Genomic DNA, 26,004 nt, shown 5'->3' on the forward strand with positions numbered 1-26,004 from the left:
ATCTGTTAAAATCCCCTTATTGAGAGATGCTTAATTTCATAAATCGATCAGGTGGAAATCATGGACAGAGTGAAGGCGGCACAGGTTTTCAACCGCATTTGTGAAACCGGAAGTCTGAGTGCTGCTGCACGGGCACTGGGAATTTCACGCCCGATGGTCAGCCGTTATCTGGAAGAGATGGAAAAATGGGCCGGAGCAAGGCTGATTCACCGTTCATCACGCCATATGACCCTGACCCCCGCCGGGGAAGAGATTTTGCAGAAAACCCGCCAGTTAAACCGGCTTTCAGAGGATATCAGCGGACAGGCAGACCGCGAGACGCCTTCAGGAATTTTACGTGTCGCCTGTGCGCACTTCACAGCAACTCATATTATCAGCCCTGTTTTGCCTGAGTTCCTGCTGCGATATCCGGATCTGCGCATCGAACTGGATATTAATAACCGGCCTGTCAGTATGATTGGTGAGCGTATTGATGTCGCCATACGGATCACCGAAAATCCGGAACCCGGAGCGATTGCCCGACGACTGGGCGAGTGTGCCTCAGTGATTTGTGCCTCACCGGAATATCTGGCCATCCACGGCGCTCCGGCGTCTGTCTCCGCGCTGTCAGACCATAACTGCTTAAGTTACAGTAATTTCAGTCAGCCGCAGTGGCAACTGCTGACGGAGCAAGGTGACACATTGTCGGTGGCAGTCAATGGTAATCTGAGCGCCGGGATCTCTGCGGTATTGATGGATGCTGCACTGGCGGGATGCGGTATCACCATGATTCCGCTGGCGGAGGCCAGTCCGTGGCTGGCTAAAGGGCGGCTGGTCACTGTTTTGCCGCAGTATACACCGCTCACGCTGGGTATTTACGGCATGTATCTGTCACGTAAATTACAGCCACCGGCGCTGCGCTTGTTCCTTGATGACATTCAGCGCCGGTTGCAGGCGCTGTAAAAAAAACGGCCGCTCAGGGTTCAGGAGCGGCTGTTGCTATTCATTATTTGTTTGCTGTCAGATGGAGTCTGTTTTCAGCTGTTTTTCAGGGCTGTATGCCATGTAATAAATCAGTGCCACAAAAATTGCGCCACCCACTGCATTGCCTAAGAATACGGCCACAAAATTCATCAGATATTCAGACCAGTTACCCTGACCGGCGAAAATAGCCGCAGGGATGATGAACATATTCGCCACCACGTGTTGGAAGCCAATCGCGACGAATGCCATCACCGGGAACCAGATGCCGATGATTTTGCCCACTACATCTTTACTCGCCATGCCCAGCCACACAGCCAGACAAACCAGCCAGTTACAGCCAATACCGGAAATAAATGCCTGCCCGAACGGAGCACTGGTTTTAGCCGCAGCCACGGCCAGGGTTTTCTTCAGAAATGCCCCTTCCGTCATACCAAGCATATGTCCAAAGAACCAGGCAATCGCCAGACTGCCAATGAAATTGGCAATCGTGACCCAGAACCAGTTACGGGCCAGTGCCCCCCAACTGATCTGTTTTGATAATGCAGCAATTGTCAGCACCATCATATTGCCGGTCAGTAGTTCTGCCCCTGCCAGGATAGTCAGAATAAGACCTAACGGGAACACCATCGCACCCAACAGGCCGCCAAAAGAGCCCCAATCCGCAGGTAACTGTGCGATCACATGAAGATCGAGCAGAAAACCAATAGCGATAAAGGCACCGCCTAAAAAGCCGAGAATAAGCAAATTTTGCAACGAGGAGTGGCTTTTATTGACTCCGGACTGGACAGCCAGCGCTGCTATTTCTTTGGGTGTGCTGAAAGACATAGTGACCTGATGATAAATAAACCTGAAAACGGCTTAGGTTAAAAGAAAGTCATCATTATGATGGCTACGACATTGCCTGTATCCGGCTCTTTCGATCATAGCGGCTGGAGTTTAAACTGCCAACGTACGAATTACACTATTCTAACATTGGCAGCACGAAATCATTAGTCAGTTTGTAGGATGTTGAATTTAAATATAAAAATACGTTAGCCTTTTAACGCTTTTTTTACTTTAATTAAACCATAATTTTCCTTGCCTGGCACCTTATCTCCGCACACGCAGGCAAAGGTTGCCTGAAAGCGCAATGCTATGCTGATATATACTGTACAAACTGCAGTGAATTTTAACATTCAGCCAAAGGAACCGAGACCCTATGAGTACCTCCTATACCCCACCAGAAGTATGGACCGCCCCTGAGTCTGTCGGCGGCAGGTTTGGCAGCATCAACCGGCCTGATTCCGGAGCGCGACATCAGCAGGATCTGCCGGTCGGCGAGCACCCTTTCCAGTTGTACTCGCTGGGCACGCCGAACGGTGTGAAAGTAAGTATTATGCTTGAAGAGCTGCTGGAGAAAGGTCTGGAAGGCGCCCGGTATGACGCTCATCTGATCAAAATTATGGAAGGCGATCAGTTTGGTTCCGGGTTTGTTTCAGTCAATCCAAACTCAAAAATTCCTGCGCTGGTAGACCACAGTGGTGTAGAACCGGTGAATGTGTTTGAATCCGGTGCCATTTTGCTCTATCTGGCTGAAAAATTTGATAGTTTTATCCCTAACACCAACGCAGAGCGTGCAGCCTGCTTCTCCTGGCTGTTCTGGCAAATGGGCAGTGCCCCATTCCTCGGCGGCGGTTTTGGCCATTTCTATGCTTATGCGCCAGAGAAACTGGAATATCCGATTAACCGCTTTGCGATGGAAGCAAAACGCCAGCTGGATGTTCTGGATAAACAACTGGCGAAAAATACCTATATTGCCGGGGAAGAATACACCATCGCCGACATGGCTATCTGGCCATGGTATGGCGTTCTGGTACAGGGTGGCTTATATGGTGATGCCGCTAAATTCCTTGATACGGCTTCCTATACTCATCTGAACCGCTGGGCCGACCTGATTAGCCAGCGCGAGGCGGTTAAAAGAGGCCGTCTGGTACTGAAAAAATAACCCGTAACGCAGAACAGTCCGGAGTGGCTGTTCTGCTTGTTGTTTCAGTGAAATGCTATCGTAGTTTGTTGCCCGCCCGTCTGTTCGATACCCTTGCTTTAAGACTATACTGACGAAGCCCCTTCCCTAAGAAACGGACTTATGAAAGATTACTCTGCATTGTTGGTCAGACTGGAGCAACAACTGGCCGTCAACGATAAAACGCCGCTCTATCAACGGTTTGCCCGGATAATTAAACAGGCTTTGCGTCAGGGCGATTTGCAGCAGGATGACTTCTTACCGAGTGAACGTGAATTCAGCCAGCGATTAAATATTTCGAGGATCACCGTCAGGAAAGCACTGACCTTACTGGAACAGGAAGGTATTATCTGGCGTTCGCGCGGCTACGGTACTCAGATTCGCAGTCAGCTGGAATATTCTTTACAGGAACCACAGGGGTTATCACAGCAGGCGGTTCTTCTTGGAAAACAACCCGACACTGAGTGGATTAATAAGAGCGCAATTGCCTGCCCTGCTGATATTGCCCGTCAGTTGCAGGTTCCGGTAAATAGCCAGGTGTTTTTATTCAAACGTATCCGTTATGTCGATAAACAAGCCGTCTCACTTGATGAATCCTACATTCCAGCTGAGCTCATCGATAATCCTGACGATATCGGCATTTCACTGTACGACTATTTGCGGTCACACGGTATTTTCCCTGCAAAAACGCAGAGCAGGGTGACAACCCGGATGCCTGATGCCGCACTCCAACAACAAATTACACTGTCCGCGGCCATTCCAGTGTTAGTGATAAAACAATTAGCGCTTAACGCCGACGGTCAGCCTGTCGAGTACAGCATCAGTTATTGCCGTGGCGATATGTATGCATTTATCACCGGTTAATTGCGGGTGATAAATTCATTCAGTTGTCTGAGCGTAGGCGCACAATCACCACCGCGCTGTGACACGACATAGGCGGCAACCCGGTTCGCCAGACTGACAGCATCACATAATGCCCAACCGCAACAGAGCCCGGCCAGCATAGCTCCCGCATGGCTGTCTCCTGCTCCGATAGTATCTACGACATCAACCTGTGCCGCCGGTATCCAGCCCCGCTGATCATCAGAACAATACCCTGCCCCTTCCTGATCCAGCCTGAGAATAAGCGTACCGGCAACCTCTTGCTGCCAGTAGTCCATCAGGGCTGCGGGGGTATATTTTTTGTCATTCAGATGCAGCTGTTGCCATAATAGTATGGCCTCCTGACGATTCACTGTAATCACCGGATGTAACGCCATAATACGCCGGAAGTGATCATGGCTGATATCTGCAAGCCCCGGACCAAAATCGACGAAGATCCGTTGCTTAATTTGCCTTTGCTCCAGCCAGCGAATAAGAGTTTCCCCCGCAGCATGGATGAGCTGGTACCCGGATAAATAGATCCAGCAGTCCTCTGCCACAGTAAGTGCATTCAGTATTTCAGGTGTCCAGCGATTTTCGACACCCGCCACTGACATAAAAGTACGTTCACCATCTGGTTCAACCATCGCCAGACTCCAGCCATTATCCGCAGCGGGAATCTCAATTGCAGTTTTAATACCATACTGCTGAAGCCTCTGGCGGATGACAGAGGCCCAGACGCCCTCTCCAACCGGCAACGCATTAACAGCTAAGATGCCCAGGCGGTGTAAAGCCAGTGCCACATTCAGGGCACAACCTCCGGCAGTGACAGATTGTTGAGTCAACGCCAAATCGCCGCCTCGTTGTGGCAATGCCGGCACACTGGCAATAACATCAACCACAGCGGCTCCGATAATGCACACCGGATGTTGCTGAACTAACGGCGGGGTCACTATTCCGTCAGCCATTGTTCACCTCAAAAGCGCATCTCAGCCGGTAAAATTCACGACTGTAATGCGCAAAATCCAGCTGATTTACCTGATCAAGCTCAGATTTCAGCTGAGGGTCAACACTGTCTATTCCCTGTAATGCACCGCATATTGCCACAGCCATTGCACCGATAGTGTCGGTGTCACCGCCGAGATTAGCACAAAGGACCGCGCATCGGTTTGGACAGGTATTGGCAAGAGTAACCATTGCAATCGCTGCCGGGACTGACTCAATGGTGCTGGTTCCGGCGCCTACCAACTGGTAAATCTGTTCCATCGCACTTTCAACCCCGATGGATTGTTGCACTGTCTTCAAAGCCAGCTCGATTCTTGCAGCCATTGACGGACTAAATGTGGTAACACGGTCAAGCTGAGCCAGGTTTGCCACTGCGGGTAACTGATCACAAATAGCTTCCCAGCTAACCCCCTCAATCGCCAGTGACACCGCATAGGCAATTACCGTTGCTCCGGCAACAGCCACATCCGATTTATGCGTCGGGCTGGAAGCCAGTTTCACCTGCTCAATAAAATGGTACACATTGCCTGGCGGCAGCAGACAGCCCAACGGTGATATCCGCATCGCCGCGCCATTAGTCAACCCGTTATTCTCCAGTTCACTCACTGGTTTACCCTGCTTTAACGCATTCAGGGCAATTTTTGAGGTCGGACCCAGCACGTTTTTATTGAAAGCATCAAAATCTTCGGCCCAACGCAGAATATTCCGGCCAATCACTTCAGGGACAATAGCGCCCTGACACTCGATAATCGCGTCGGCAAGTGCCAGAGCCATCGAAGTATCGTCGGTGAATTCACCACGCCCAAAATAACAGGCTGCATTATTCTCTGCGGGGCCCGGCAGGAATTTATCTATCCAGCCAAAGTACTCTTTTACCCTGCTGCGAGGCCATAATTCTGAAGGCATGCCCATCGCATCCCCCAAGGCCTGTCCGTAAAATGCTCCCAGAATTCGTTGCTCACGACTTGCAGACATGTTTTATCCTTACCCTGTGATTATTCAAAAACCGGCAGTAAAAATTTCTTTTACTGCCATCACCTATACTGCCATCACGCTAGCTGTTCTCACCGGCAGGCAATGTACTGCCAGCGGCAGACGTTGCTGATTGTTTTCCGTCACGGAAAAACAACATAAATACGGCAGTAATGACAACTATCATCAGACAGCCAAACAACCACATCCCTGACCAGTTAAATGTCATGCCATGTTGTGGCGTCTTATAGGCAAACAGCTCCTGCATCAGATAGCCGCCTAAACGATATCCCAGTAAGCTACCAATACCCTGGCAGGCCAGCGTTATCAGGCCCTGCGCTGCATTACGCATTGCCACCGGGGCTTTGTTATCGACATAGATATAGGCGGTGACAAAGTAAAAATCATAACTGACACCGTGCAGTAAAATACCCATAAACAACAAAGCAATAGCAAAACTATTCTGATCACCGCCAAAGACGAAGAACAGGTATCGTATCGCGGCTGTCACCAGCCCCAGCAACAGCACCTTACCGATGCCAAAGCGTCTGATAAAAAATGGCATCGCCAGTAATCCAAAGATCTCAGAGAGCTGTCCCAGTGTCATCCAGCCAGTTGCGTGGGCCAGCCCGGCTTCAGTCAGAAATCCTTCGGCAAAGATGTAATAAAACGCCAGTGGCATGCTGAAAAGGAAGGAGCAGATGAAAAACACCAAAAAGCTACGATCTTTCAGTAATCTGAGGGCATCAATGCCCATAGCCTCACGCAAACTAAATTTGCCACTGCTTTTCGGTTCGGTCGCAGGTAATACCAGTGCAAACAGGCCTAACAACAGAGAACTGATGCCAGTAATTAACAGCGGAATGTTTGTCGATGAAATATCACCATAACCCAACATCGAGGGCAGAAAACCACAGACGATGCCTGAGGCTATCCAGCCAAGTGTTCCCATAACCCGAATGCGTGGGAAGTCTGTGTCAACGCGATTAACGTGGCTAAACGCGATGCTGTTTGTCAGCGCAATGGTCGGCATATAGGTTAATGCGTAGAGCAGCAACAATGGAAAAAATGAAGAAAAATGAGTCTGTTGCGCTGCCAGATACATCAGTATCGCACCGGCAATGCATAGAAATGACAATACTTTCTGCGCCTGAAAAAAGCGATCACACAATGCACCAGCTATCACTGGTGAAATAATCGCTGCTATCGAGGTGCAGGCATAACACCAGGCAATTTGCACAGGAGTGAACCCGTGACTGCTCAGAAAAGCCCATAACGGAACGAACCAGGCTCCCCAGATAAACCATTCCAGAAACATCATGACTGATAACTTAGGAATTTTACTTTGCATCACATTACTCCCCTGCTGTTGGTGAATGTCCAACCGGTTACCGGATGCAATCTTTATAAAACCAATGTAATACCTTAGCAATACCATTAGAACATAAAACAAATTTAATCGGGATAAAAAATACACTGACAGTCATATGAAACAATAAACCTCCAGTTAGCAGCAATAAAAACCAATAATTGAAATATTTATAGTGATATGTAGATTTAATCTAACAATGACAGGATTTTACTCTGAGCAAAGGTTGCGAATCTGCGGGCAGCAGTAAACCCACAGTTGTAAACCGTGTGACAAAAGGATGAGCATTGTTGATGGCATCCTTTATTCAGGAATCTGCAGCACCCGCTATTCATCAACTGAAAAGCGGACGCTGCTTAGCGAATCAATGACTGCCTGGATTGGCACGCACTTTGGCGACACGGGCGGGTAAATCTTCCCAGGCTGGCTCATTACTGGCATATCGCTGGCGAAGGAATGCGGCAATATCAGCAATTTGTTTATCGCTCATATTGCCGGCAAAACCCGGCATATAGCCCAGTCCGTCGGTAGCGGGTTTATCAATACCCTGCAATATAACCTGTAAAAGATTATCAGGCTGACTACTGAAAACACTGCTGCTTTTCGACAAATCCGGACTGACACCAAACAACTTTGGCCCTCCCTGTGCAGCACTGTGACAAGCCACACAGGCACCGTTAAACAGGCGCTCTCCGGCAATCGCATTACCGGTAGAAAATGCGACAGCAGAGGTAGCACTGGCTGGCTGCGGGCGTGGTGAAGTCTGGCCATTGATATTGCTGAGATAATGGGCCATCGCACGGAGATCACTCTCAGGTAAGGTCGCCAGATGGCTGACTACCGGTCCCATAGGTCCTGCAGCAATACCATGACCGGCGTCATGCCCGGTACTCAGATACCGGTAGAGGCTTTCTTCAGTCCAGGGTACCGCCGCCTGACTCAGTTGGTTCAGTGCCGGGGCTTCCCAGCCATCGACCCAGCCACCCGATAAGGCACTGGCACCCGATTTTTCGGCCCCTAACAGATTCCTTGGTGAATGGCAGGCACCACAGTGACCAGCCCCTTCGACCAGATAAGCTCCGCGGTTCCACCCGGCACTTTGCGTTGTATCCTGCTGATATTCCCCACGACCCAGGAACATCGCATTCCAGCCAGCCATCAGTGGCCGGAAGCTAAACGGAAAACGCATTTCATTAGGCGGCGGTGTTTGTTTAACCGCCGGCCGGGACATTAACCAGGCATAGAGCGCCTGCATATCCCCATCACTGATTTTACGAAATGATGTATAAGGAAAGGCCGGATACAAATGATGCCCGTCGCGGCTAATTCCCTCCCGCATCGCTCTTTCAAAGGCAGTATATGACCAGTTACCAATCCCGGTATCGGGATCTGGGGTGATATTCGTAGAATAGAGCGCACCGAACGGCGTATCCATCCTTAATCCACCAGCATTAACCGCACCTTCTGAAGCCGTATGGCAAACAGCACAATCTCCGGCAGCGGCGACCTGACGCCCACGCTCAAGCGTCGCCTCTGACCAGGTGCCCGCAGACGGCGTTTCAACCGGGGCAATAGCCATTCGCCACGGCATTGCGTTAATCGCCAGGCCAACCGCTGCCCCGGCCAGTCCGGTAACTCCTCCAAACAGCCATTTCCGGCGGGTATTTTTTAACGGCGCTTTCGCCGGAGGGGCAATTTGCGGCTGAGGATCGGGGCCGTTTAGAGCTTCACGCAGCCGATCCGATGTGATCGGTAATTCCCGAAAACGGATGCCGGTGGCATCAAACACCGCATTGGCGATAGCTGCTGCACTGGGTACAGAAGCTGACTCACCGGCACCCAGCGGAGGATCGTAAGGCCTGGGCATCATCAGTACATCTACGTCCGGCACTTCCGGAAAAGTAAGTACCGGATAGGCTCCCCACTCTTTTGCCGCAATCGTGGAATTTTCAAACGTCAGAGTTTCTTTTAAGGCCCGGCTTGTCGACTGGATAACATTACCGTGGATCTGGTGCTGAACCCCGGCCGGGTTAACCATCATTCCGGCATCATGACCTACCGTAATCCGGGTAACCGCAATCTCACCGGATTTTTTATCGATAGCAACATCCGCCACCCATGCGGCCCAGGCGGCTCCAAATCCGGGGAATTTACTGTGAATATAACGCGCATAAGCAAATCCGCGTCCACGAAGAATGCCATTTTCATCCGGTACAATCGCTGTGCCGGTGGCTTTCGGCTGCCATCCGGCACGCCCGGCTGTGGCCTTCATCAGTTCGGCGGCTCGTTCATCCTTAATGTATCTCAGACGATATTCAACCGGGTCTACCCCGGCGGCTTTTGCCAGTTCGTCCATGTAGGATTCATGGGCAAAAGTATTTGGCAGTGCAGATACCCCGCGCATCCACGATGCACGAATTAGTGGCGCCATATCCTCAATAGTTATCCGCATATGCTTATAGTCATACGGGGGTATTGAGGTTCGGTCCCCCATTTCATAAGCCAGGGCCACCGGGTCGACACGTCCGGTCAGTAACAGCGCCAGCGTGGGAGAGCCGTTTGACGGGTAGGAGGTTTTGAAGTCGTAGACCAGCGGATGGCCGTTTTCATCCAGTCCGCCGTCTACCTCCATTAATTGCGCAGTACCTTTCGGTTCCCAAAGATGTTCCTGCTGCCGGGTCAGTTGCACTCTGACCGGACGCCCGACGGCCCGTGATAGTAATACCGCATCTGCCGCGACATCATCAGCACAGTTACGTCCGTAGCAGCCCGCCGCCTCCATACGATTAATTTCAATCAGCGACTCTTCACACTCCAGCAGCCAGGCAATATCTGCCTGTAACACATGAGGGTTCTGGGTCCCGGACCAGACACTGATAAGGTCCGGGGAATAATCGGCAACCGCACAGGAAGGCCCGATAGAGCCATGCAACTGATAGGGCCAAAGATAACGACGGGTCAGCCGACGGTCAGCCGAAGCAAGTGCGGCATCTACCTCACCGGTATCATGAACCACCCGCGAGGTTCGGGGATTATCACGGATAGCCTGTTCGACATCACTCATATCCGGAATAGCTTGCTGCCACTGCTTCCAGCGGATTTTCAGACTGTACATCGCTTGTTCAGCCTGATCTTCACGTTCAGCCACCACCCCGACAAAATCAGCTATCCGTACCACTGAAATCAGCCCTTCGATGTGTGCAACTGAAGATTCATCAATATCGATTAGCGACTGTCCGACAAATGCCCCACTGTCAAAACCGGCATACGGCGGCCGGATGACCCTGCCATGCAGCATGCCGGGCACACGCATATCCTGCACCCAGGTCAGCTCACCAGTGGCTTTGCCCGGAATATCGACCCTGGCGGTACTCTCACCAACAATACGATATTCGGAAGCAGGCTTCAGGGGTGCCTGGCCACTGTTGGTTATACGGATATGCTGACCGCGGACTAAGTCAGCAAACGAGAGGCTGCGTCTTTCAGCGCCCTCTTCTGCGACTGAGAAAACTCCGTCGAGCAAAATTAACTGTTGTGGTTCGACAGACAACCGGCGGGCGGCTTCGTGGCGCAGCCATAGTCTGGCCTCAGCGGCAGCCTGACGAAGCGGAACGGCAGAAATCTGAATAGAAGCACTGGCAATGGTTGCCCCCTGGTTAGGAGCACGTTGGGTATCACCCAGTACCATCGAGACCTGATCCATCCTCAGATACAGTTCTTCGGCGACAATCTGCGCCAGCGAAGTTTTGATCCCTGTCCCTAAATCGACATGACCATTAAATGCAAGCACCTGTCCGTCATCACAAACGGCAATGAACAGCCCCAGCTCTTTCGGTTTCAGAACCGGTTGCCGTCCCTTAGGCACCAGTCCGGCCGGAGGCTGAATTTGATCGACGATCAGTAACACACCTTCTTTTTCCAGCAACTGTTGCCGGGTCGGTAAATGCTGATTACTCATCGGTATTGTCCTCCGCCACTCGCTGACAAAGGATAACGGCGTGTCTGGCTGCCTGCAGAATTTCAAGATGAGTACCGCAACGGCAGAGATTACCGGACAGTGCCTGGCGGATTTGCTGTTCATCAGGGTTCGGGTTGTTATTCAACAAACCGGCACAAGTCATGATCATGCCATTCAGACAATAACCACACTGTGCAGCCTGTTTATCAATAAAAGCCTGTTGAACCGGATGAAGACACTGACGGTTACCCAAGCCTTCCAGAGTAGTGATATCCCGCTGACGAACACCCCAGGCAGGGATTACACAGGAACGGGCAGCAATGCCGCCAATCAGTACGGTGCAGGCCCCGCATTCTCCCAGCCCACAACCATATTTAGGCCCGTTAAGTGACAACTCATTACGCAGGACCAGCAGCAGCGAACTGTCTTTGTAAGCACTGACACTGCGCGTCTCACCATTTACCTGTAAATCGAAGTGTTGCAACGTTTTATGTAATGCAGGTGCCCCGGTCTCATTTATTTTACTTTCCATCGCTCCTCACCTCATTTTCCTGCCAGACCTGAGGTGAAGTGCGCGATGTCACCTCAGGTCATTTGTGATTCTTCGTCTTCCAGCATTTTCTTTAACAAAAAATCCAATGCGACACGCTCGGCAGCATTGAGCCTGCCATAGGTTAATTCCGTTACCTGACGGGCCCGCGGAATAGTGTCACCGACCTGTGCAGTGCCTTCATCAGTCAGTGATAAAATAACTTTTCGCTTATCCTGAGTGTCCTGGGTGACCGCAATCAGGCCCCGGGCTTTCAGTCGATCGACAACCCCACGAATAGTGGCCTGGTCAACCGCAGTCATTCTGACCAGATCTGTTTGTGCACAAGGGCCGGTCTCCCGAAGTGCGCACAGGGTAATAAACTGCACCGCCGTCAGTTGCGCCTCGCCGATATTTTGTTGAAATATCGCCTGGTGGCGCTGATAAACTTTGCGCAACAAGTGCCCGACCTGCGCAGTAAAAAAGTAGTCATCAACCGCAGGGTCAGTAAGGGGCTGTTTTTCCATTCATCTGTTTCCTGGTTCACGATAATCCTGGAAATGACTTTAGCTGATCGTCAGCAACCCGCAAACGTTTTCTTTATCAGTCACTGAGGTTAAACAATGACTTCCCCTGATATTCATTTTTAGTGCCTACACTATTATTGGATTACTTTGCAATTTTCAGGCCAGTTTACTTCCGGTCTGACGGACGGGATTTCACAGCGAATAACCTCTCCGCCGGGATTGCTTTCGCACAACCTGATGGCAGTAGCATCAGGTGTTCGCACAATAATGATGCAATTATGTCTGGTTATCATTACTCATCATCCTGAATATTTGCACACAGACTGACAACCCTCATCATTAGAGCGTACTCACTTTATTTTGGCCTGAATGTTGCAGGTGTCTGTTTAGTGAACGCCCCCGGACATATCGCAACCGGCCAGGCTGACCTTAATCCTTCCGGGAATCTAAAAACTTCCCGGAGCCATTACCCGAACCGGCTAAATGCCGGAACAGACTATCCGGAGACTTTGTATGAGCATTGCACCTGCAGATGTAAATACGTCAGTGTCAGCGGCAGCCAATAACAACCAGGCCTACCGTAAGATCACGTGGCGGATTATTCCGTTTCTTTGCCTCTGTTATCTGGCTGCTTACCTTGATCGCATTAATATTGGTCTTGCAAAACTGGAAATGGCCAGTCAGTTGCAACTCAGTGAGGCGGCCTTTGGATTAGGCGCCGGATTGTTTTTTGTCGGCTATATTCTGTTTGAAGTACCCAGTAATCTGGTACTTGAGCGGGTTGGCGCAAAAATCTGGATTGCGCGCATTATGATTACCTGGGGATTACTCTCTGCAGGGACATTATTTGTTCAGACAGCTACTCAGTTCTATATATTGCGATTTCTGTTAGGTGCCGCAGAAGCAGGTTTTCTGCCTGGTGTGCTGTTTTATCTTACCCGTTGGTACCCGTCCTGGCGCCGAAGCCGAATCATTTCTCTGTTTATGATTGGACTTCCTTTATCAGGGGTTGTCGGTGGCCCTTTATCCGGCTGGATCATGTCTGCATTCTCACACCATCAGGGGATGCAAGGCTGGCAGTGGATGTTTCTGCTGGAAGGTATCCCGACGGTTATTCTTGGTATTTTGACGTTCTGGGTTTTGCCGGACACCGTTGGCCAGGCAAAATGGCTGACTTCGGATGAAAAATCGCAGATTAGTGCGGAGCTGACCAAAGATGCTGCCGAGGCGACTCATGCACGTCACCGTTTTCGTGATGGTTTTTTCAACCTGAAAGTCTGGATGCTCGGCGGAATAGACTTTTCTATCCTGCTCAGTGCCTATGCGATGGGCTTCTGGATGCCGACATTTATCAAAAATACCGGTGTTCATGATATCAGTACTATCGGCATGTTAACGGCAATCCCGAGTCTGGCTGCATTGATTGGCATGTTGTACCTCGGGGCAAGTTCAGACCGTTATCGTGAACGACGCTGGCACATCATTATCCCTTTTATCATTGGCGCCATTGCGATGGGGGCAAGTACGTTCTTTACCCATAACGTGTTTGCCACAGTGTTACTGTTTTCCGTCGCACAGTTTGCCATTATCGGTGCTGTACCGGTATTTTTCAGCCTGCCGGGAACCTTTTTACAGGGTACCGCCGCCGCAACCGGATTTGCACTTGCCTGTTCTGTGGCTAATATCGCCGGGCTGGTCAGTAACTCCATTATGGGGCTGGCGATGCAATATACCGGCAGTGGTGGTGACGCCCTGTGGGTATTTGCGGTCTGCCTGCTACTGAGTTGTTTGCTGGTGATTGCTCTGCCGGCAAAACTGGTCAACCGTTGACTGATGGCCGGCTTCGGCCGGCTTTTATTTCCCCTCACCCGGTACACACTATGGCCTACTTTCCCCGCTGGTCACTGACCCGCAACAGCACCGTATACCCGGAACAACGATTACCGGCAGGCGCCAGTATCACCATGGGTATTCAACACCTATTTGCCATGTCCGGATCCACTATTCTGGGTCCTTTACTGATGGGCTTTGATCCCAATCTGGCGATACTATTTTCCGGTATTGGTACCTTACTGTTTTTTATCTGCACCGGCGGACGGCTGCCCGCCTATCTGGGATCATCATTTTCCTTTATCGCAGTGGTCCTTGCCGTGACTGGCTGGAAAGGTACTGGCGTCAATGCCGATATTCCGCTGGCACTGGGAGGCATTATTGCGGCCGGCGTCCTGTACGTCATAATTGGGGGTATTGTCAGTGCTACCGGCACCGGCTGGATTGAAAAACTGATGCCGCCAGTGGTCACCGGAGCAGTGGGTACGGCTATTGGGCTTAATCTGGCACCGGTGGCAGTGCAAGGTGCTCAGGGTAGCGGGATGCATATTCTGGTCGTGATGATAACTTTACTCTCTGTAGCCATGATCTCTGCCTATGGTCCGGCCTCGATACGGCGGATTTCTATACTGGCCGGAATAGTCATAGGTTATCTGTGTGTCATCGTGTTTGGTAACCTGTCTGGCCTGATGCCTGCAATTGATTTTTCGGCCCTGGCTCAGGCTCCCTGGTTCGGAATGCCAGTCTTTGTTCATCCACAATTCAGCACATCGGCTATGGTGTTGATAGCACCAGTGGCCTTTATTTTGATTGCCGAAAATCTGGGTCATATTAAGGCGATCAGCGCAATGACTGGCCGGGATCTGGACCCTTATATCGCCAGAGGCTTTATCGGTGATGGTATTGCGACTATTGTGTCTGCCTTCAATGGTGGCACAGGTGTCACCACCTACGTGGAAAATATGGGTGTGATGGCAGTGACCCGGGTGTTCTCGACACTGGTTTTCCTGATTGCGGCATTTTTCGCCATAGCACTAGGATTCTCGCCTAAATTTGGTGCGCTACTGCATACCATTCCGGCACCGGTTCTGGCAGGACTGGCTGTGGCCGTATTTGGATTAATTGCCGCTGCGATGATCAGATTGTTCGTAGATAATCAGGTGAACTTTGCTGAGCCGAAAAACCTGTTTACGGTTGGTGTCACACTGGTGTTTGGGGCTGGTAATTTTTCGGTCAATATTGGTAGTTTTGCGATTGGCGGAATTGGTACAGCCACCCTGGCTGCTATTATTATCTACCAGATAATGAGTATTGGTTCCGGAAAAACATCTCAGAATAATCACTGACAGGTGAAGGGTGACCGCTGTCGCGCTCACCCTCTCCTCAGGATTATGACTGCATATGATCGATAAACTGCTGCGCAGTGATCACATCGCCATATTTACTATCAATATCAAACAGGTTAGCTTCGTGTGGGTCACGGTGCCGGTCACCTACTCCGTCTCGTAACACGATAGTCCGAAAACCATGTTGCACAGCATCAACCGCTGTCGCACGGACACAACCACTGGTTGAGCAACCCACAATGACGACGGTATCCACGCCTTGCGCTGTCAACGTTGCAGCGAGACTGGTACCAAAAAATGCGCTGGCATATTGCTTGGTAATGACCAGTTCACTTGTCAGTGGTTTCACCTGTTCACAAAATTCAGCAGCAGGATTGCCAGATACCATTGCCCTCATTACCGGGGATTTTTGTACCCATATCCCGCCATCAATCTGATCCGGCAAGTGATAGAGAATATTGGTGTGAATAACCAGAGTCTCTGTCTGGCGGGCAATTGCCAGCACCTGCTCGCAGACATTTACCGCCGTGACCACATCCGGAGCATATAACGGCAGACCCGGAGTCGTGTAACCCTGCATAAAGTCCACCAGCAGCAATACCGATTTTTGACCAAAACCGATACGACCATTCCAGACCCCCTGGTAATTTTCTGCCGCAGAAATACTGTTAGTCATGTGACGCCCTCCCGGGCCAGGCGCCGGATAATAATGCTCCGGCACCGGGAACTATCGTTTCTAAACCCAGCGCATTTAACATCGACCAGGTCGTCGCAATGGCTGCTGTAATCACAGGTTTTCCGGTTAAAGCTTCAACTTTCGCGACTACCGGTAAGGAAGGCATCTGTACACAGGCAGACAACACAATTACATCGGCATCCTGGTAATTAAGCTCACTAACGATGGCCGGCAATTTCTGCGGATCATGCTGAGCCACTTCGAGGTTGTCCGCAATTTCAAGCGCAACCGAATCGACAATCTCAAAGCCCTCATGTCGGATATAATCCACCACCAGTTCAGTCAGTGGTTTCATATAGGGCGTCACAACGGTAATTTTGCGAGCGCCCATCATTTTCAGGGCATCAACTAATGCCCCTGCACTGGTCACTACCGGTGCCGGAGCCAGATTTTCTGCCGTGATATTACCCAGCCGCTGTTCAGACTCACGATGATAACCATGCCCCATGGCCATAATAGCCACCAGACACGCATAACCCAACACGTCCACCCGTGCATCAGATAATTCAAGCGCACAGCGGTCAGACTGAGCATCCATAGCCGCCAGTTCTTCTTTCTTCACATGTTTCATCCGCATACGGCTGGAATGAAAGGTAAAGCGTTCCGGGCGAATCAACTGCCGCGCCATGAGCATGGCGGGTATTTCAGTTTCCATGGTGGTATTCGAGCTGGGTACAATCTGCCCAATTTTATACACTTTGGTCATCATGCATCCTCAGGAAATGAACAGTTAAGATAACGGCCCAGTACCCGGAAAAAGTCCGCCTCGTCATCCCACGGGATCATATGCCCGGCACCCGGTATCCTGGCAACCGTCACCCCCGCGTTCAGTTGCTGAATTTCGGCTTCATCTTCAGGCAGGATAACTCCGCCTTTCCCAGCCACCATTAGCAATGCCGGCACCGATAGCTGTGGAATATACTGATGAATATCATCGTCGTGAAAATCATTAAACGCCTTCACAATGGCAGGCAGATAACAGGTGTGTAGCCATTCTGCCCGCAGCTGAAGTTGCTCTTCGGTCCAGGTAGGACAAAACGCTTTCATCTGCTCACCGCTCATCCCTGCCAGCGACTGCTCAATAGAGTCGACATACCAGTTCAGTTTGCTGGGATAAGCCCGGCGTCCTGGCCCCGATACCGGTGGATCAATTAACACCAGCTTATCCAGGCCATCACTGTCCAGAGTGGCGCTGCGAATAGCAAAGCGGGCTCCCATTGAGTGTCCGGCGAGGACATAATTTTTCAGCCCCAGTGATTTGGCAAAATCGACAATATCCTGTGAACAGGCGTCAGTGCCATAATCTAATCCTTCACCAGTAGAAGACAGGCCACGGCCGCGCACATCCAGCACATAGGTATCATAGAATTGTCCCAGTCGCTCAGCCACAAAGCCCCAGGTAATCGCAGGGCTGGTGATACCGGGCACCAGAATCAATGGCTGCCCTTTGCCACCGTAACGCAGATAGTGAAGTCGCACTGAACTCAGGGCCTGATTGGCGCCATACAGAAAGGTTGAACTCATGCGTTATCCTCCTCAGTACGACGAATAGGCGCAGCATAGACGTCATAACCGTAAACCCAGGAAGGATCTTCCTGAACTTTTAAAAATGAATTGGCATTGGAGACAGACTGTACCCGGGTGGCACGGTCCTTACGGTTTAATTCATACAATCTGAATGCTGACGAATAGTTTTCCAGACCTTCCAGCTGCAGGCAGCGCGTCAGCATGGCAGCATCTTCTATAGCCATACCCGCGCCCTGTGCCATATGAGGCTTCATTGGATGACAGGCATCGCCCAGCAGCACCAGTCGGCCATCGCTCCAGACCGGCAGTGGGTTACGGTTATTTAAAGGCCAGATAGTGATGTCTTCGCTGGCTGCAATCATCGCCTGAATTCGCGGATGGAATTCGGCAAAAGCGTCGTACATTGCCTGATGGTCACTCTCTAAGAAGGAGCGTCCACCGGTATCCATTTCTTCCTGTGGAACACCGGTGACATAATAATATTCGTCACGTTCGCGCGTGGTGTAGTACGCCATCAGATGGCGGTCTTTGTGCCACCATTTAACACAGTCATCCAGCTCATGTTCAGCCCGTAATTTTTCCAGTTTTTCTCCACGGATTAATGCGCGATGTGCCACCCAGCCGCTGTACAGCGGAGGTTCGGCCCCCAAGAGAATTTCACGAATTTTAGAGTTGATTCCATCGGCACCTACCACGATATCTGCCGTGGCGGTGGTTCCGTCGGTGAAGTAAAGGGTGACTTCTTCGGGAGTCTGTTCAACATTTAACAGTTGTTTCCCATAATGAAGCTTCTTCGGGTCCAGGCTCTGCACCTGCAACAGATGCATGTCTCCCCGGTGAACAGTAATGTAAGTTGCACCATAGTCACGAACACTGGCTTCGGCCATAACTTCTGCATTGCTGCCATCGCGGCTTATCCAGGCATCCGGATCACAACCCATGGCTTCCAGCTGTTGTTCCAGCCCCATTTCACGGAACACTTTCATGATGTTAGGCCCCACATGGATACCTGCTCCGATACGTGAGAACTCTGGTGCCTGCTCATAAACATCGACATCAAAACCGGCATTTTGTAATAAACGCGCTGCTGCTGCACCGCCTAACCCTGCGCCAATAACCGCAATTTTTCTGGATTTGCTCATGAATGTGCTCCGGATACATTTTTAATCACAATGAACGCAAGATGACCTCTTACATCGCGTATTAAAATGTATACCCGCAATTTAAATTAAAGTCTACACACTATAATTATTCGATCTGCACTACAGAGGGATATCAGATTACCAGGAGTAAATTTAAATTAAATTCATGTAAATCATATACTTAAATAACAAACCAGATAAGGAATGCTATTTATATGTTTTAAGAAACTTTATAAATGCATCAATTTAGAGCGTAATAACTGCTTACCGACCATTATATCTCAGCCTTCGCACCACACCGGGGCACCCGCAAGCCCCACAGAAATAAAATAAATACATAGCTCTGGAAAATTTGCTAAATACCAGCATATATCTCCGAATAACCAGTCTTATCCTCATATATATAAAAATAATAAATATCAGATACAGACTGATGCACTATAAAACACAGAGACACCAGCACAGATATCAGTCCCTGCATATAGTTTTTTAGTGCTCCCCGGGACTTTTCAGTGTCGAAATCAACCAATATTAAGTGTGATCACTTTATATTTATACAAGCCCTGCTCTATCAACACCCGCTTTCCTTAGCCGTAGTTTACTAACTCCACTTTTAAACACCTTCTTAAAACAGGCATAGCTGCCAATATCTCATAGCTTTTTCTTATTCCTGAGGGATTTTCTTGCGCTACCAGGCTGAACATGAATATAACTGTAAATAGAGTGTATTCACTTTATTAGCTTTACTGACACAAGTTACTGTGCCGGTTAATCCTATAACTGTAATGAGGTAGTTTATGGCAGTGAATGACAGTGAATTTGCCAGAATGTTTGAGCAGGTACTCCGGTTATCCGGCGTGGATAACACACAGAGTGTCGCTATTCTGAAAAGCCATTATTCGGATCAACGTACCGTCAGGGCAGCAACCGATGCAGCGTTAAGGCTGGGTGCGAAAGTCTATGGAATCGAACTGCCTTCCTTCAATCATCCCAAAGCCATGGGTAATGATATGACAGCATATTGCGGGGATACTGCATTGACCGGCAATCTGGCTGCTCAACGTGCCCTTGAAGCCGCCGATCTGATCATTGATACCATGATGTTGTTACACTCTCCTGAGCAGGAACAGATTCTGAAAACCGGTACCCGTATTCTGTTGGCCGTTGAGCCACCGGAAGTACTGGCGCGTATGTTGCCGACCGAACAGGATAAACAGAGAGTACTGGCGGCAGCGGCAGTGCTCGAAAAAGCTTCCGTGATGACGGTGAAATCAGCAGCTGGCAGCGATTTTCGTGCACCTTTAGGCCAGTATCCGACCGTTACAGAATACGGTTTTGCCGATAAACCTGGTCGCTGGGATCACTGGCCAAGTGGATTCTTGTTTACCTGGCCTAATGAAGAACAGGCCGAAGGAATTCTGACACTGGATATCGGTGATATACTGTTGCCGTTCAAGAGTTATGCCCGCGAAAAGATCACTCTGGAAATCGAAAAAGGTTTTGTCACCGCTATTCATGGGGGTTTCGAAGCAGAATATCTCCGTGACTATATGCGTTACTTTAATGACCCGGAAGTTTTCGGAATTTCTCATATTGGTTGGGGATTGCAACCCAGGGCGCAGTGGACTGCAATGGGGCTGCACGACAGAAATGACGGTATGTGCATGGATGCCCGCGCCTTTTACGGGAATTTCCTGTTTTCTACCGGCCCTAACACCGAAGTCGGTGGTACACGGAAAACACCTTGTCATATGGATATTGCTCTCAGGAAATGCGATATCAGTGTCGATAATCTACTGGTGGTCTCTCAGGGTGATGTCGTCGCACCTGCCACATCAGTCGCCGGTTGCTGAGTCTGTGGCCATGCCAGCCAGCAACGGGTTCCTTTCACTGGATCAACGTGTTATGCAGCAGGCAGTTAACTGGCTGCAGCAACAACAATCGATCTGGTTATGTACAGTGCTGCACAGCTGGGGTTCGGCTCCCCGCCCTCCTGGCGCGATGCTGGTAGTGAATACCGGAGGGGACTTCTGCGGTTCTCTCTCCGGCGGCTGTATTGAGGATGATTTTTTGTCAAGGTTAGAGAGCCCGGATTTCCGGGTCTGCAGCCAGATAGTCCGCTACGGAGGGCAGGGCCTGGCTCCGCCGGTTGAACTTCCATGCGGGGGCAGTCTTGATGTCCTTACCGAACACATTTTGCCGGATGAAGTAAATCACCGGCAACTTACCCGGTTATCACAGGCACTGAATGGTGGCTCACCGGTGATTAAAACAGTCAGTATTGGCCGAGGCTATACCATTACCGATGCGGCGATAACCACGGTACCGGGCCAGCTCATCTATGACTCCCGGCAGGTGATTTTACCGGTGGGAGCAGCCACCGAAATTTTTATCGCCGGATATTCACCTGTGGCGTTTGAATGCATCAGACTGGCACTGATGACCGGTTATTCCGTAAGAATCTGCGAACACAGAGATGACCTTTACCGGCAGCTGATGGCTGATTTTCCGGCCAGTTCTCAGTTACAAATTATCAATATGCACCCTGCCCGCTGGCTGGAATTGTATGGTGCAGGCCCGGGCACAGCAGTATTGTCACTGACCCATTATCCGGCCATTGACGATTTAACCGTGAGTGAAGCAGTCAATACCAATGCATTCTATATCGGCGCGATGGGCTCTGCGTCTAATAGTGAGAAACGACGTCAGCGGTTGAGAGAGATCATGGAGTGTTCTGAGGCCAGTATTGCCCGACTGCATGCCCCTATTGGCCTGAAAATAGGCAGTAAAACGCCGGCAGAAATTGCTATTTCAATCATGGCGCAAATTATCAGCATAAGGAATGCCTGTAATTAACGTCACCGGTATTCCATAAACTACCCAATTCCATTCAATACCAGACTTTTTCAGCTAAGCTGCCGTTTCCCCTGAATACAGAACAGTGAATACTTTAATCAGGACGAAAACGATGTCTGGCCGTGTCAGGTTATGCAAAAACGTTGAGTTTACACGGTGACGCAGCTTCCTGTACTCATCTGAACCGCCGGGCCGACCTGCCTGGCCAGCGCGAGGCGGTTAAAAGGCCGCCTGGTACTGAAAAAATAATCTCCTGCGGAACGGCCAGCTCTGGCCGTTCCGTATCTGATGTGCTGGTTTTCTGTCAGGCAAAAGGATCGGGTTGGGCGGTCCAGAATCGGGCCGGGTATTCCATCTCCTGCGGGGTCAGCAATGCTGCGTTGAGCTGCTCACGAATCCGTGGTTCATCCATACCCATTCCGATAAACACCAGTTCCTGGCGGGAATCGCCAATATCATCCAGCCAGTAGCGCATAATGTATTGCAGTGATTCAGGATCATCTGGCCACTGGTCTTCAGGCACATTTACCCACCAACGACCCGCCATTTCGTAATGCGATACCCCACCAGCCTGAGACCAGATGCCGGCAGTTTCCGGCTGTGAAGCCAGCCAGAAATAGCCTTTGGAGCGTACCACTTTGTGTAACTGACCTTCCATGACCTGGAAAAAACGCTGCGGATGAAAGGGTCTGCGGGCCCGAAATACAAAACTGCTGATACCATATTCTTCGGTTTCAGGCGTATGCTCCCCACGCATTTCCTGTAACCAGCCTGGTGCATTAGCGGCAGCATCGAAATCAAACAAGCCGGTATTGAGTATTAACGATAAATCTACCTTGCCGAACGATGATTTAATGATTCTGGCTCGCGGATTCAGCCCTTTCAGTATCCCTTCCAGCTGAAACAGTTGCTGCTGGTCAATTAAATCAGTCTTGTTCAGTAACAGTACGTCGCAGAATTCGACCTGCTCAGTCAGTAAATCAACTACCGAACGGCTATCTTCTTCCCCGGCAGTCTCCCCGTGATCCCGTAAAGTCAGTGCTGTGGTGTAGTCGTGCAGAAAATTCACCCCGTCAACCACGGTGACCATGGTATCCAGCCGTGCAATATCCGACAGGCTGTTTCCTTGTTCGTCCGCGAAGGTAAAGGTCTCCGCGACCGGTAAAGGTTCAGAAATACCGGTAGATTCGATAACCAGCTGATCAAACCGCCCTTCCTCAGCCAGCCGTTTCACCTCCAGCAGTAGATCTTCTCTTAAGGTGCAGCAGATACAGCCATTGCTCATTTCTACCAGTTTTTCATCGGTACGGGAAAGCTCCGCGCCGCCTTCTCTGACCAGCGCGGCATCGATGTTCACTTCCGACATATCATTGACAATAACAGCCACACGGCGGCCCGAACGATTGTTCAGAATATGGTTCAGCAGCGTTGTTTTACCTGCGCCAAGAAATCCTGACAGCACTGTCACAGGCAGACGAGAGTCACCTGCCACAGAAGGTGTAATATCTGACATTGTTAGCTTCCTCTAAATATATGTATGTTGCATGGTTCTGGTTCGGACAAATTCAGTCTCCCCGGATAAACAGGGGTCGGCATTCCGGGGATTCTGAAATCTATAATCGCCATGCCATATTGTTATGTTATAACATAACAGTTAGGGGTTTCAATGAGAGGTTTCAATGAGAGGTTTCAATGATAGATTTCAATGATAGATTTCAATGATAACTCGTCACTGTGCAACGATGAGGGAGCCATACCAGGGTTATTAACGTACTAATCTGTGCGGTGGCTTGCGGTAATAAGGCAAGGGGATGAATCAAAATGGAAACCCGTTCAACAAGTCAGCCAGGGCCAATGTGCCGGGTGTTTATCCGGCAATTTTGATCCGAAGAGTTCCGGTGACGCCTTCTTCTGACTAACGGGTGCTGGCACCTTTCTGTCGCCCGATGTCAATATCCCGGGGGGATGTCGGTGTCATTAAAAAACGATTTTCAGCCGATGAACAGACAATCATGGGTGGCCGGAGATGGCTGTGACGAAATGAATAACAACGGATTCAAAGGCAAGTAAGGAAGTCGTATCGGCCCTGCTGTCACTGTTCACTGAGTGGGAAAGCTAACGTGCTTTCAGCCTGTAAACGAGCCCTGTTACCGGATGAAAGCACAACGACCACCGTGGAACCTGCAGTTTCGCGGTGGTCGGTGTACTGCGGCTTACAACAGTTTGTGGGTGGCCAGATTCGCCAGATATTTACTGATGGTGCTTGCAGGAACAGCGGCACTAAACAGGAACCCCTGCCCCTGCAAATAGCCTTCGTTAATCAAAAACTCACGTTGCTCAGGATTTTCTATACCCTCGGCCACAACATCCAGTTCCAGTTGTGTTGCCAACAACAGTAAGGCTTTAATTACCGCCAGTCCCTCTTTGCCTTGACTCAGACTGCTGACAAAAGTGCGATCAACTTTGATCACATCGACCGGATAATCACGGATATTTGCCAGAGCAGAATAGCCGGTACCAAAATCATCCAGCGATATTCTGACACCTTTATCTTTCAGTAGTTTGATTGCACGGAACACATAACCGGCTCCCCGGCCATCGAACATATGCTCGGTAATTTCGACTTCCAACAGTTCCGGTGGCAAAGCGTACTTTTGCATCTGTTGCAGGAATTTTTCTGCATAATTATCCCGCATAAACTCTACCGGTGATGCATTGACGGAAACCGGCACCACTTCCAGCCCCTGGTCGATCCACTGACGAATATCAGCAAATACCCGGTCACGAATAAAAAAGCCAATCCTTTCGACCAGCGCATAGTTTTCGAAGGCAGCCCAGATATCTCCGGGGAAACAGAGCTCTCCCTGAGTATTATAAAAACGCATTAACGCTTCCATACCGATAATCTGACCGTCAGTTAACCGGACTTTAGGCTGATAAAATGGCAGGATGGCTTTATTCTGAATAATATCTTTGGCCTGCTCCAGCTGATTACGGGTAGTATCCACCAGTTGGGTCATCGACGGTTCAAAACAACAGATACCACCACGTCCGTTGCGCTTTAATTCATTCAGCGCAATATCTGCTGCTTTAATCAGCGCGGTACTATCAGTCGCGTGGGCCGGGAATACCGCGCCACCGATGCTCAGACTAAAAGAGATTACATGCCCCTGGTAACTCAGCGGTTTGCAGGTATCTTCAATCAGCTTCGTGCCCGCCTGCTGTAATTGCTCGCGGTTTTCGAGACCAGGGAATATGACAGCAAATTCATCACCGCCAATCCGCGCGACAAAAGCTTTTTCCGGCAAATAGCGGCTCAGCCGTTTCGACAGCACAGACAACAGATGATCACCGGCGACATGACCGAGCGTATCGTTCACCAGTTTGAAATAATCGAGGTCGATCAGCATGACCGCCAGTGACGTATTTTGCGCACCGACAGTCCTGAGATATTTTTTCAGCGAGCTGTGGAAAACGCGGCGGTTATACAATCCGGTAAGATCATCATGTTCGCTGATATACTTAAATCGCTGTTCAGCAACATGTAGTTCGGTAATATCCCGTGATACACAGAGAATGCTGACCACTTTTCCGTCTGGCCCCAGTACCGGTGTCAGAATATTGTCCCAGTAGAAAGGATCACTGCCTGGTAGCTGACTTTTGCCGGAAAAACGTGCATTGGTTCCGGTTCTCGCTATTTTCAAGGCTTTACGACCCCGTTCGCGAATTTCACGAGGCAACAGATTCAGCCACTCCATCCCAAATCCGGAGTCCGGATTCACGCCCAGAGCTTCACAACCAGAGAAATTCATATCCACCAGGTTGCCGTCGGGATTAATGACCTTGATACAATCAATGCTGGCATCCAGCATACTCTTTGAGTGACGCAGATCATCGTTGGCACGGACCTTAGCCATCTGCATCTCATCAATATCGAAAAACTTCACCAGCCAGCAATCAAATGATTCAAGATAATAAGCATAAACAATATGCCAGCTGAAACTCCCATCAGCCAGCGCCAGCCGAACCTGATGATGAAATGGCAAGCGATGTTGTAACGCACCGGCCCAGGCCGCGCTTACCACCACCTTATCTTCAGGATGCAACCAGCTTAGCCACCCTTCTGGCGTTTTTGCGGCGAGTATCGCCATTTTTTCATGCCAGCAATGGTTGGCAACCACCTCGCGGCCATTGGCTGAAACAAACCAGGCAGGCAGAGGAATATGGTCAAACACCAGTTCTTTAAAAACCGCAAACGATGTCGGTTCGGCTGATGGTGCCTCTGACCCGGAAGCTGTCCGGAGAGTTAATTTTGTTGCTCTGCTCATCATATATCCTGCTTAACGGTGAACTGCGGTTCTGTTTAGCTGCCTCTTCTGCT

The 26,004-nt window shown here is 50.1% G+C and carries 20 protein-coding genes; 7 read left to right on the forward strand and 13 right to left on the reverse strand.

What is annotated here, in order from left to right:
• The first annotated feature begins 60 nt into the window (after window positions 1-60).
• Window positions 61-942, forward strand: a complete 882-nt coding sequence (locus tag A7K98_RS12100; protein ID WP_087488790.1) for a LysR family transcriptional regulator — start codon at window positions 61-63, stop codon at window positions 940-942.
• 57 nt (window positions 943-999) lie between these two features.
• Here A7K98_RS12100 and A7K98_RS12105 read toward each other — a convergent pair whose 3' ends face one another.
• Entirely contained in the window at window positions 1,000-1,788 is a 789-nt protein-coding gene (locus A7K98_RS12105; RefSeq protein ID WP_087488791.1) for a formate/nitrite transporter family protein, read from the reverse strand.
• A gap of 373 nt (window positions 1,789-2,161) precedes the next feature.
• Here A7K98_RS12105 and yghU point away from each other — a divergent pair, with 373 nt between their 5' ends.
• A complete protein-coding gene (gene yghU, locus A7K98_RS12110) occupies window positions 2,162-2,947 on the forward strand; it encodes a glutathione-dependent disulfide-bond oxidoreductase (protein WP_087488792.1) in 786 nt (261 codons plus the stop codon).
• 141 nt (window positions 2,948-3,088) lie between these two features.
• Window positions 3,089-3,829, forward strand: a complete 741-nt coding sequence (locus tag A7K98_RS12115; RefSeq protein ID WP_087488793.1) for a GntR family transcriptional regulator — start codon at window positions 3,089-3,091, stop codon at window positions 3,827-3,829.
• Here the strand turns inward: A7K98_RS12115 and A7K98_RS12120 are convergent.
• From A7K98_RS12120 to A7K98_RS12145, 6 genes are all read right to left on the reverse strand, one after another.
• Window positions 3,826-4,794: a PfkB family carbohydrate kinase gene (locus A7K98_RS12120; protein ID WP_087488794.1), complete on the reverse strand. Its 969-nt coding sequence runs from the start codon at window positions 4,792-4,794 to the stop codon at window positions 3,826-3,828. The genes A7K98_RS12115 and A7K98_RS12120 overlap by 4 nt on opposite strands.
• Window positions 4,787-5,806 (reverse strand): ADP-ribosylglycohydrolase family protein, encoded by a 1,020-nt coding sequence (locus A7K98_RS12125; RefSeq protein WP_087488795.1) that lies wholly within the window; start codon window positions 5,804-5,806, stop codon window positions 4,787-4,789. The genes A7K98_RS12120 and A7K98_RS12125 overlap by 8 nt, the downstream gene beginning before the upstream one ends.
• 79 nt (window positions 5,807-5,885) lie before the next feature.
• Complete coding sequence (locus A7K98_RS12130) at window positions 5,886-7,154, reverse strand: nucleoside permease (RefSeq protein ID WP_087488796.1); 1,269 nt, start codon at window positions 7,152-7,154, stop codon at window positions 5,886-5,888.
• Between the two features lie 382 nt (window positions 7,155-7,536).
• Window positions 7,537-11,130, reverse strand: a complete 3,594-nt coding sequence (locus A7K98_RS12135; RefSeq protein WP_087488797.1) for a molybdopterin cofactor-binding domain-containing protein — start codon at window positions 11,128-11,130, stop codon at window positions 7,537-7,539.
• Complete coding sequence (locus tag A7K98_RS12140) at window positions 11,123-11,662, reverse strand: (2Fe-2S)-binding protein (protein WP_087488798.1); 540 nt, start codon at window positions 11,660-11,662, stop codon at window positions 11,123-11,125. Before A7K98_RS12140 ends, A7K98_RS12135 begins: the two co-directional genes overlap by 8 nt.
• 53 nt (window positions 11,663-11,715) lie before the next feature.
• Window positions 11,716-12,186, reverse strand: a complete 471-nt coding sequence (locus tag A7K98_RS12145) for a MarR family winged helix-turn-helix transcriptional regulator (protein WP_087488799.1) — start codon at window positions 12,184-12,186, stop codon at window positions 11,716-11,718.
• Between the two features lie 513 nt (window positions 12,187-12,699).
• Between A7K98_RS12145 and A7K98_RS12150 the strand changes: the two genes are divergently transcribed.
• Both A7K98_RS12150 and A7K98_RS12155 read left to right on the forward strand, forming a co-directional pair.
• Complete coding sequence (locus A7K98_RS12150; protein ID WP_087488800.1) at window positions 12,700-14,016, forward strand: MFS transporter; 1,317 nt, start codon at window positions 12,700-12,702, stop codon at window positions 14,014-14,016.
• A 50-nt stretch (window positions 14,017-14,066) separates the two neighbouring features.
• A complete protein-coding gene (locus A7K98_RS12155; RefSeq protein WP_087488801.1) occupies window positions 14,067-15,362 on the forward strand; it encodes a solute carrier family 23 protein in 1,296 nt (431 codons plus the stop codon).
• 43 nt (window positions 15,363-15,405) lie between these two features.
• Here the strand turns inward: A7K98_RS12155 and A7K98_RS12160 are convergent, their stop codons facing one another.
• From A7K98_RS12160 to A7K98_RS12175, 4 genes are read right to left on the reverse strand one after another with little or no spacing between them, the layout of a single operon-like run.
• Window positions 15,406-16,038 carry an isochorismatase family protein gene (locus A7K98_RS12160; protein ID WP_087488802.1) on the reverse strand — a complete coding sequence of 211 codons (633 nt, stop codon included), beginning with the start codon at window positions 16,036-16,038 and terminating at the stop codon, window positions 15,406-15,408.
• Complete coding sequence (locus tag A7K98_RS12165) at window positions 16,031-16,804, reverse strand: maleate cis-trans isomerase family protein (RefSeq protein WP_087490487.1); 774 nt, start codon at window positions 16,802-16,804, stop codon at window positions 16,031-16,033. Before A7K98_RS12165 ends, A7K98_RS12160 begins: the two co-directional genes overlap by 8 nt.
• The gene (locus A7K98_RS12170; RefSeq protein WP_087488803.1) at window positions 16,804-17,622 is read right to left on the reverse strand and encodes an alpha/beta fold hydrolase; all 819 of its coding nucleotides are present in this window, start codon (window positions 17,620-17,622) and stop codon (window positions 16,804-16,806) included. The genes A7K98_RS12165 and A7K98_RS12170 overlap by 1 nt, the downstream gene beginning before the upstream one ends.
• On the reverse strand, window positions 17,619-18,767 hold the full coding sequence (locus A7K98_RS12175; RefSeq protein WP_087488804.1) for an FAD-dependent monooxygenase: 1,149 nt from the start codon (window positions 18,765-18,767) through the stop codon (window positions 17,619-17,621). Before A7K98_RS12175 ends, A7K98_RS12170 begins: the two co-directional genes overlap by 4 nt.
• Before the next feature lie 797 nt (window positions 18,768-19,564).
• On the opposite strand from A7K98_RS12175, the gene A7K98_RS12180 reads away from it, so the two are divergent.
• Both A7K98_RS12180 and A7K98_RS12185 read left to right on the forward strand, forming a co-directional pair.
• Window positions 19,565-20,620 (forward strand): 2,5-dihydroxypyridine 5,6-dioxygenase, encoded by a 1,056-nt coding sequence (locus A7K98_RS12180; RefSeq protein WP_087488805.1) that lies wholly within the window; start codon window positions 19,565-19,567, stop codon window positions 20,618-20,620.
• Window positions 20,550-21,623: an XdhC family protein gene (locus tag A7K98_RS12185; RefSeq protein WP_232461535.1), complete on the forward strand. Its 1,074-nt coding sequence runs from the start codon at window positions 20,550-20,552 to the stop codon at window positions 21,621-21,623. The genes A7K98_RS12180 and A7K98_RS12185 overlap by 71 nt, the downstream gene beginning before the upstream one ends.
• Before the next feature lie 304 nt (window positions 21,624-21,927).
• On the opposite strand, the gene zigA is transcribed toward A7K98_RS12185, so the two are convergent.
• Window positions 21,928-23,136, reverse strand: coding sequence for a zinc metallochaperone GTPase ZigA (gene zigA / locus A7K98_RS12190; protein ID WP_087488807.1), 1,209 nt, complete (start codon window positions 23,134-23,136; stop codon window positions 21,928-21,930).
• A gap of 700 nt (window positions 23,137-23,836) precedes the next feature.
• Window positions 23,837-25,954: a putative bifunctional diguanylate cyclase/phosphodiesterase gene (locus tag A7K98_RS12195; protein ID WP_087488808.1), complete on the reverse strand. Its 2,118-nt coding sequence runs from the start codon at window positions 25,952-25,954 to the stop codon at window positions 23,837-23,839.
• Between the last annotated feature and the right edge of the window lie 50 nt (window positions 25,955-26,004).

The sequence above is a fragment of the Tatumella citrea genome (assembly GCF_002163585.1).
Lineage (GTDB): Bacteria > Pseudomonadota > Gammaproteobacteria > Enterobacterales > Enterobacteriaceae > Tatumella > Tatumella citrea.

Bases quoted from the DNA above. Each gene is read 5' to 3' on its own strand.
- A7K98_RS12100 (WP_087488790.1), top strand. From the start codon at position 61: ATGGACAGAGTGAAGGCGGCACAGGTTTTCAACCGCATTTGTGAAACC.
- A7K98_RS12105 (WP_087488791.1), bottom strand. From the start codon at position 1,788: ATGTCTTTCAGCACACCCAAAGAAATAGCAGCGCTGGCTGTCCAGTCC.
- yghU (WP_087488792.1), top strand. From the start codon at position 2,162: ATGAGTACCTCCTATACCCCACCAGAAGTATGGACCGCCCCTGAGTCT.
- A7K98_RS12115 (WP_087488793.1), top strand. From the start codon at position 3,089: ATGAAAGATTACTCTGCATTGTTGGTCAGACTGGAGCAACAACTGGCC.
- A7K98_RS12120 (WP_087488794.1), bottom strand. From the start codon at position 4,794: ATGGCTGACGGAATAGTGACCCCGCCGTTAGTTCAGCAACATCCGGTG.
- A7K98_RS12125 (WP_087488795.1), bottom strand. From the start codon at position 5,806: ATGTCTGCAAGTCGTGAGCAACGAATTCTGGGAGCATTTTACGGACAG.
- A7K98_RS12130 (WP_087488796.1), bottom strand. From the start codon at position 7,154: ATGCAAAGTAAAATTCCTAAGTTATCAGTCATGATGTTTCTGGAATGG.
- A7K98_RS12135 (WP_087488797.1), bottom strand. From the start codon at position 11,130: ATGAGTAATCAGCATTTACCGACCCGGCAACAGTTGCTGGAAAAAGAA.
- A7K98_RS12140 (WP_087488798.1), bottom strand. From the start codon at position 11,662: ATGGAAAGTAAAATAAATGAGACCGGGGCACCTGCATTACATAAAACG.
- A7K98_RS12145 (WP_087488799.1), bottom strand. From the start codon at position 12,186: ATGGAAAAACAGCCCCTTACTGACCCTGCGGTTGATGACTACTTTTTT.
- A7K98_RS12150 (WP_087488800.1), top strand. From the start codon at position 12,700: ATGAGCATTGCACCTGCAGATGTAAATACGTCAGTGTCAGCGGCAGCC.
- A7K98_RS12155 (WP_087488801.1), top strand. From the start codon at position 14,067: ATGGCCTACTTTCCCCGCTGGTCACTGACCCGCAACAGCACCGTATAC.
- A7K98_RS12160 (WP_087488802.1), bottom strand. From the start codon at position 16,038: ATGACTAACAGTATTTCTGCGGCAGAAAATTACCAGGGGGTCTGGAAT.
- A7K98_RS12165 (WP_087490487.1), bottom strand. From the start codon at position 16,804: ATGACCAAAGTGTATAAAATTGGGCAGATTGTACCCAGCTCGAATACC.
- A7K98_RS12170 (WP_087488803.1), bottom strand. From the start codon at position 17,622: ATGAGTTCAACCTTTCTGTATGGCGCCAATCAGGCCCTGAGTTCAGTG.
- A7K98_RS12175 (WP_087488804.1), bottom strand. From the start codon at position 18,767: ATGAGCAAATCCAGAAAAATTGCGGTTATTGGCGCAGGGTTAGGCGGT.
- A7K98_RS12180 (WP_087488805.1), top strand. From the start codon at position 19,565: ATGGCAGTGAATGACAGTGAATTTGCCAGAATGTTTGAGCAGGTACTC.
- zigA (WP_087488807.1), bottom strand. From the start codon at position 23,136: ATGTCAGATATTACACCTTCTGTGGCAGGTGACTCTCGTCTGCCTGTG.
- A7K98_RS12195 (WP_087488808.1), bottom strand. From the start codon at position 25,954: ATGATGAGCAGAGCAACAAAATTAACTCTCCGGACAGCTTCCGGGTCA.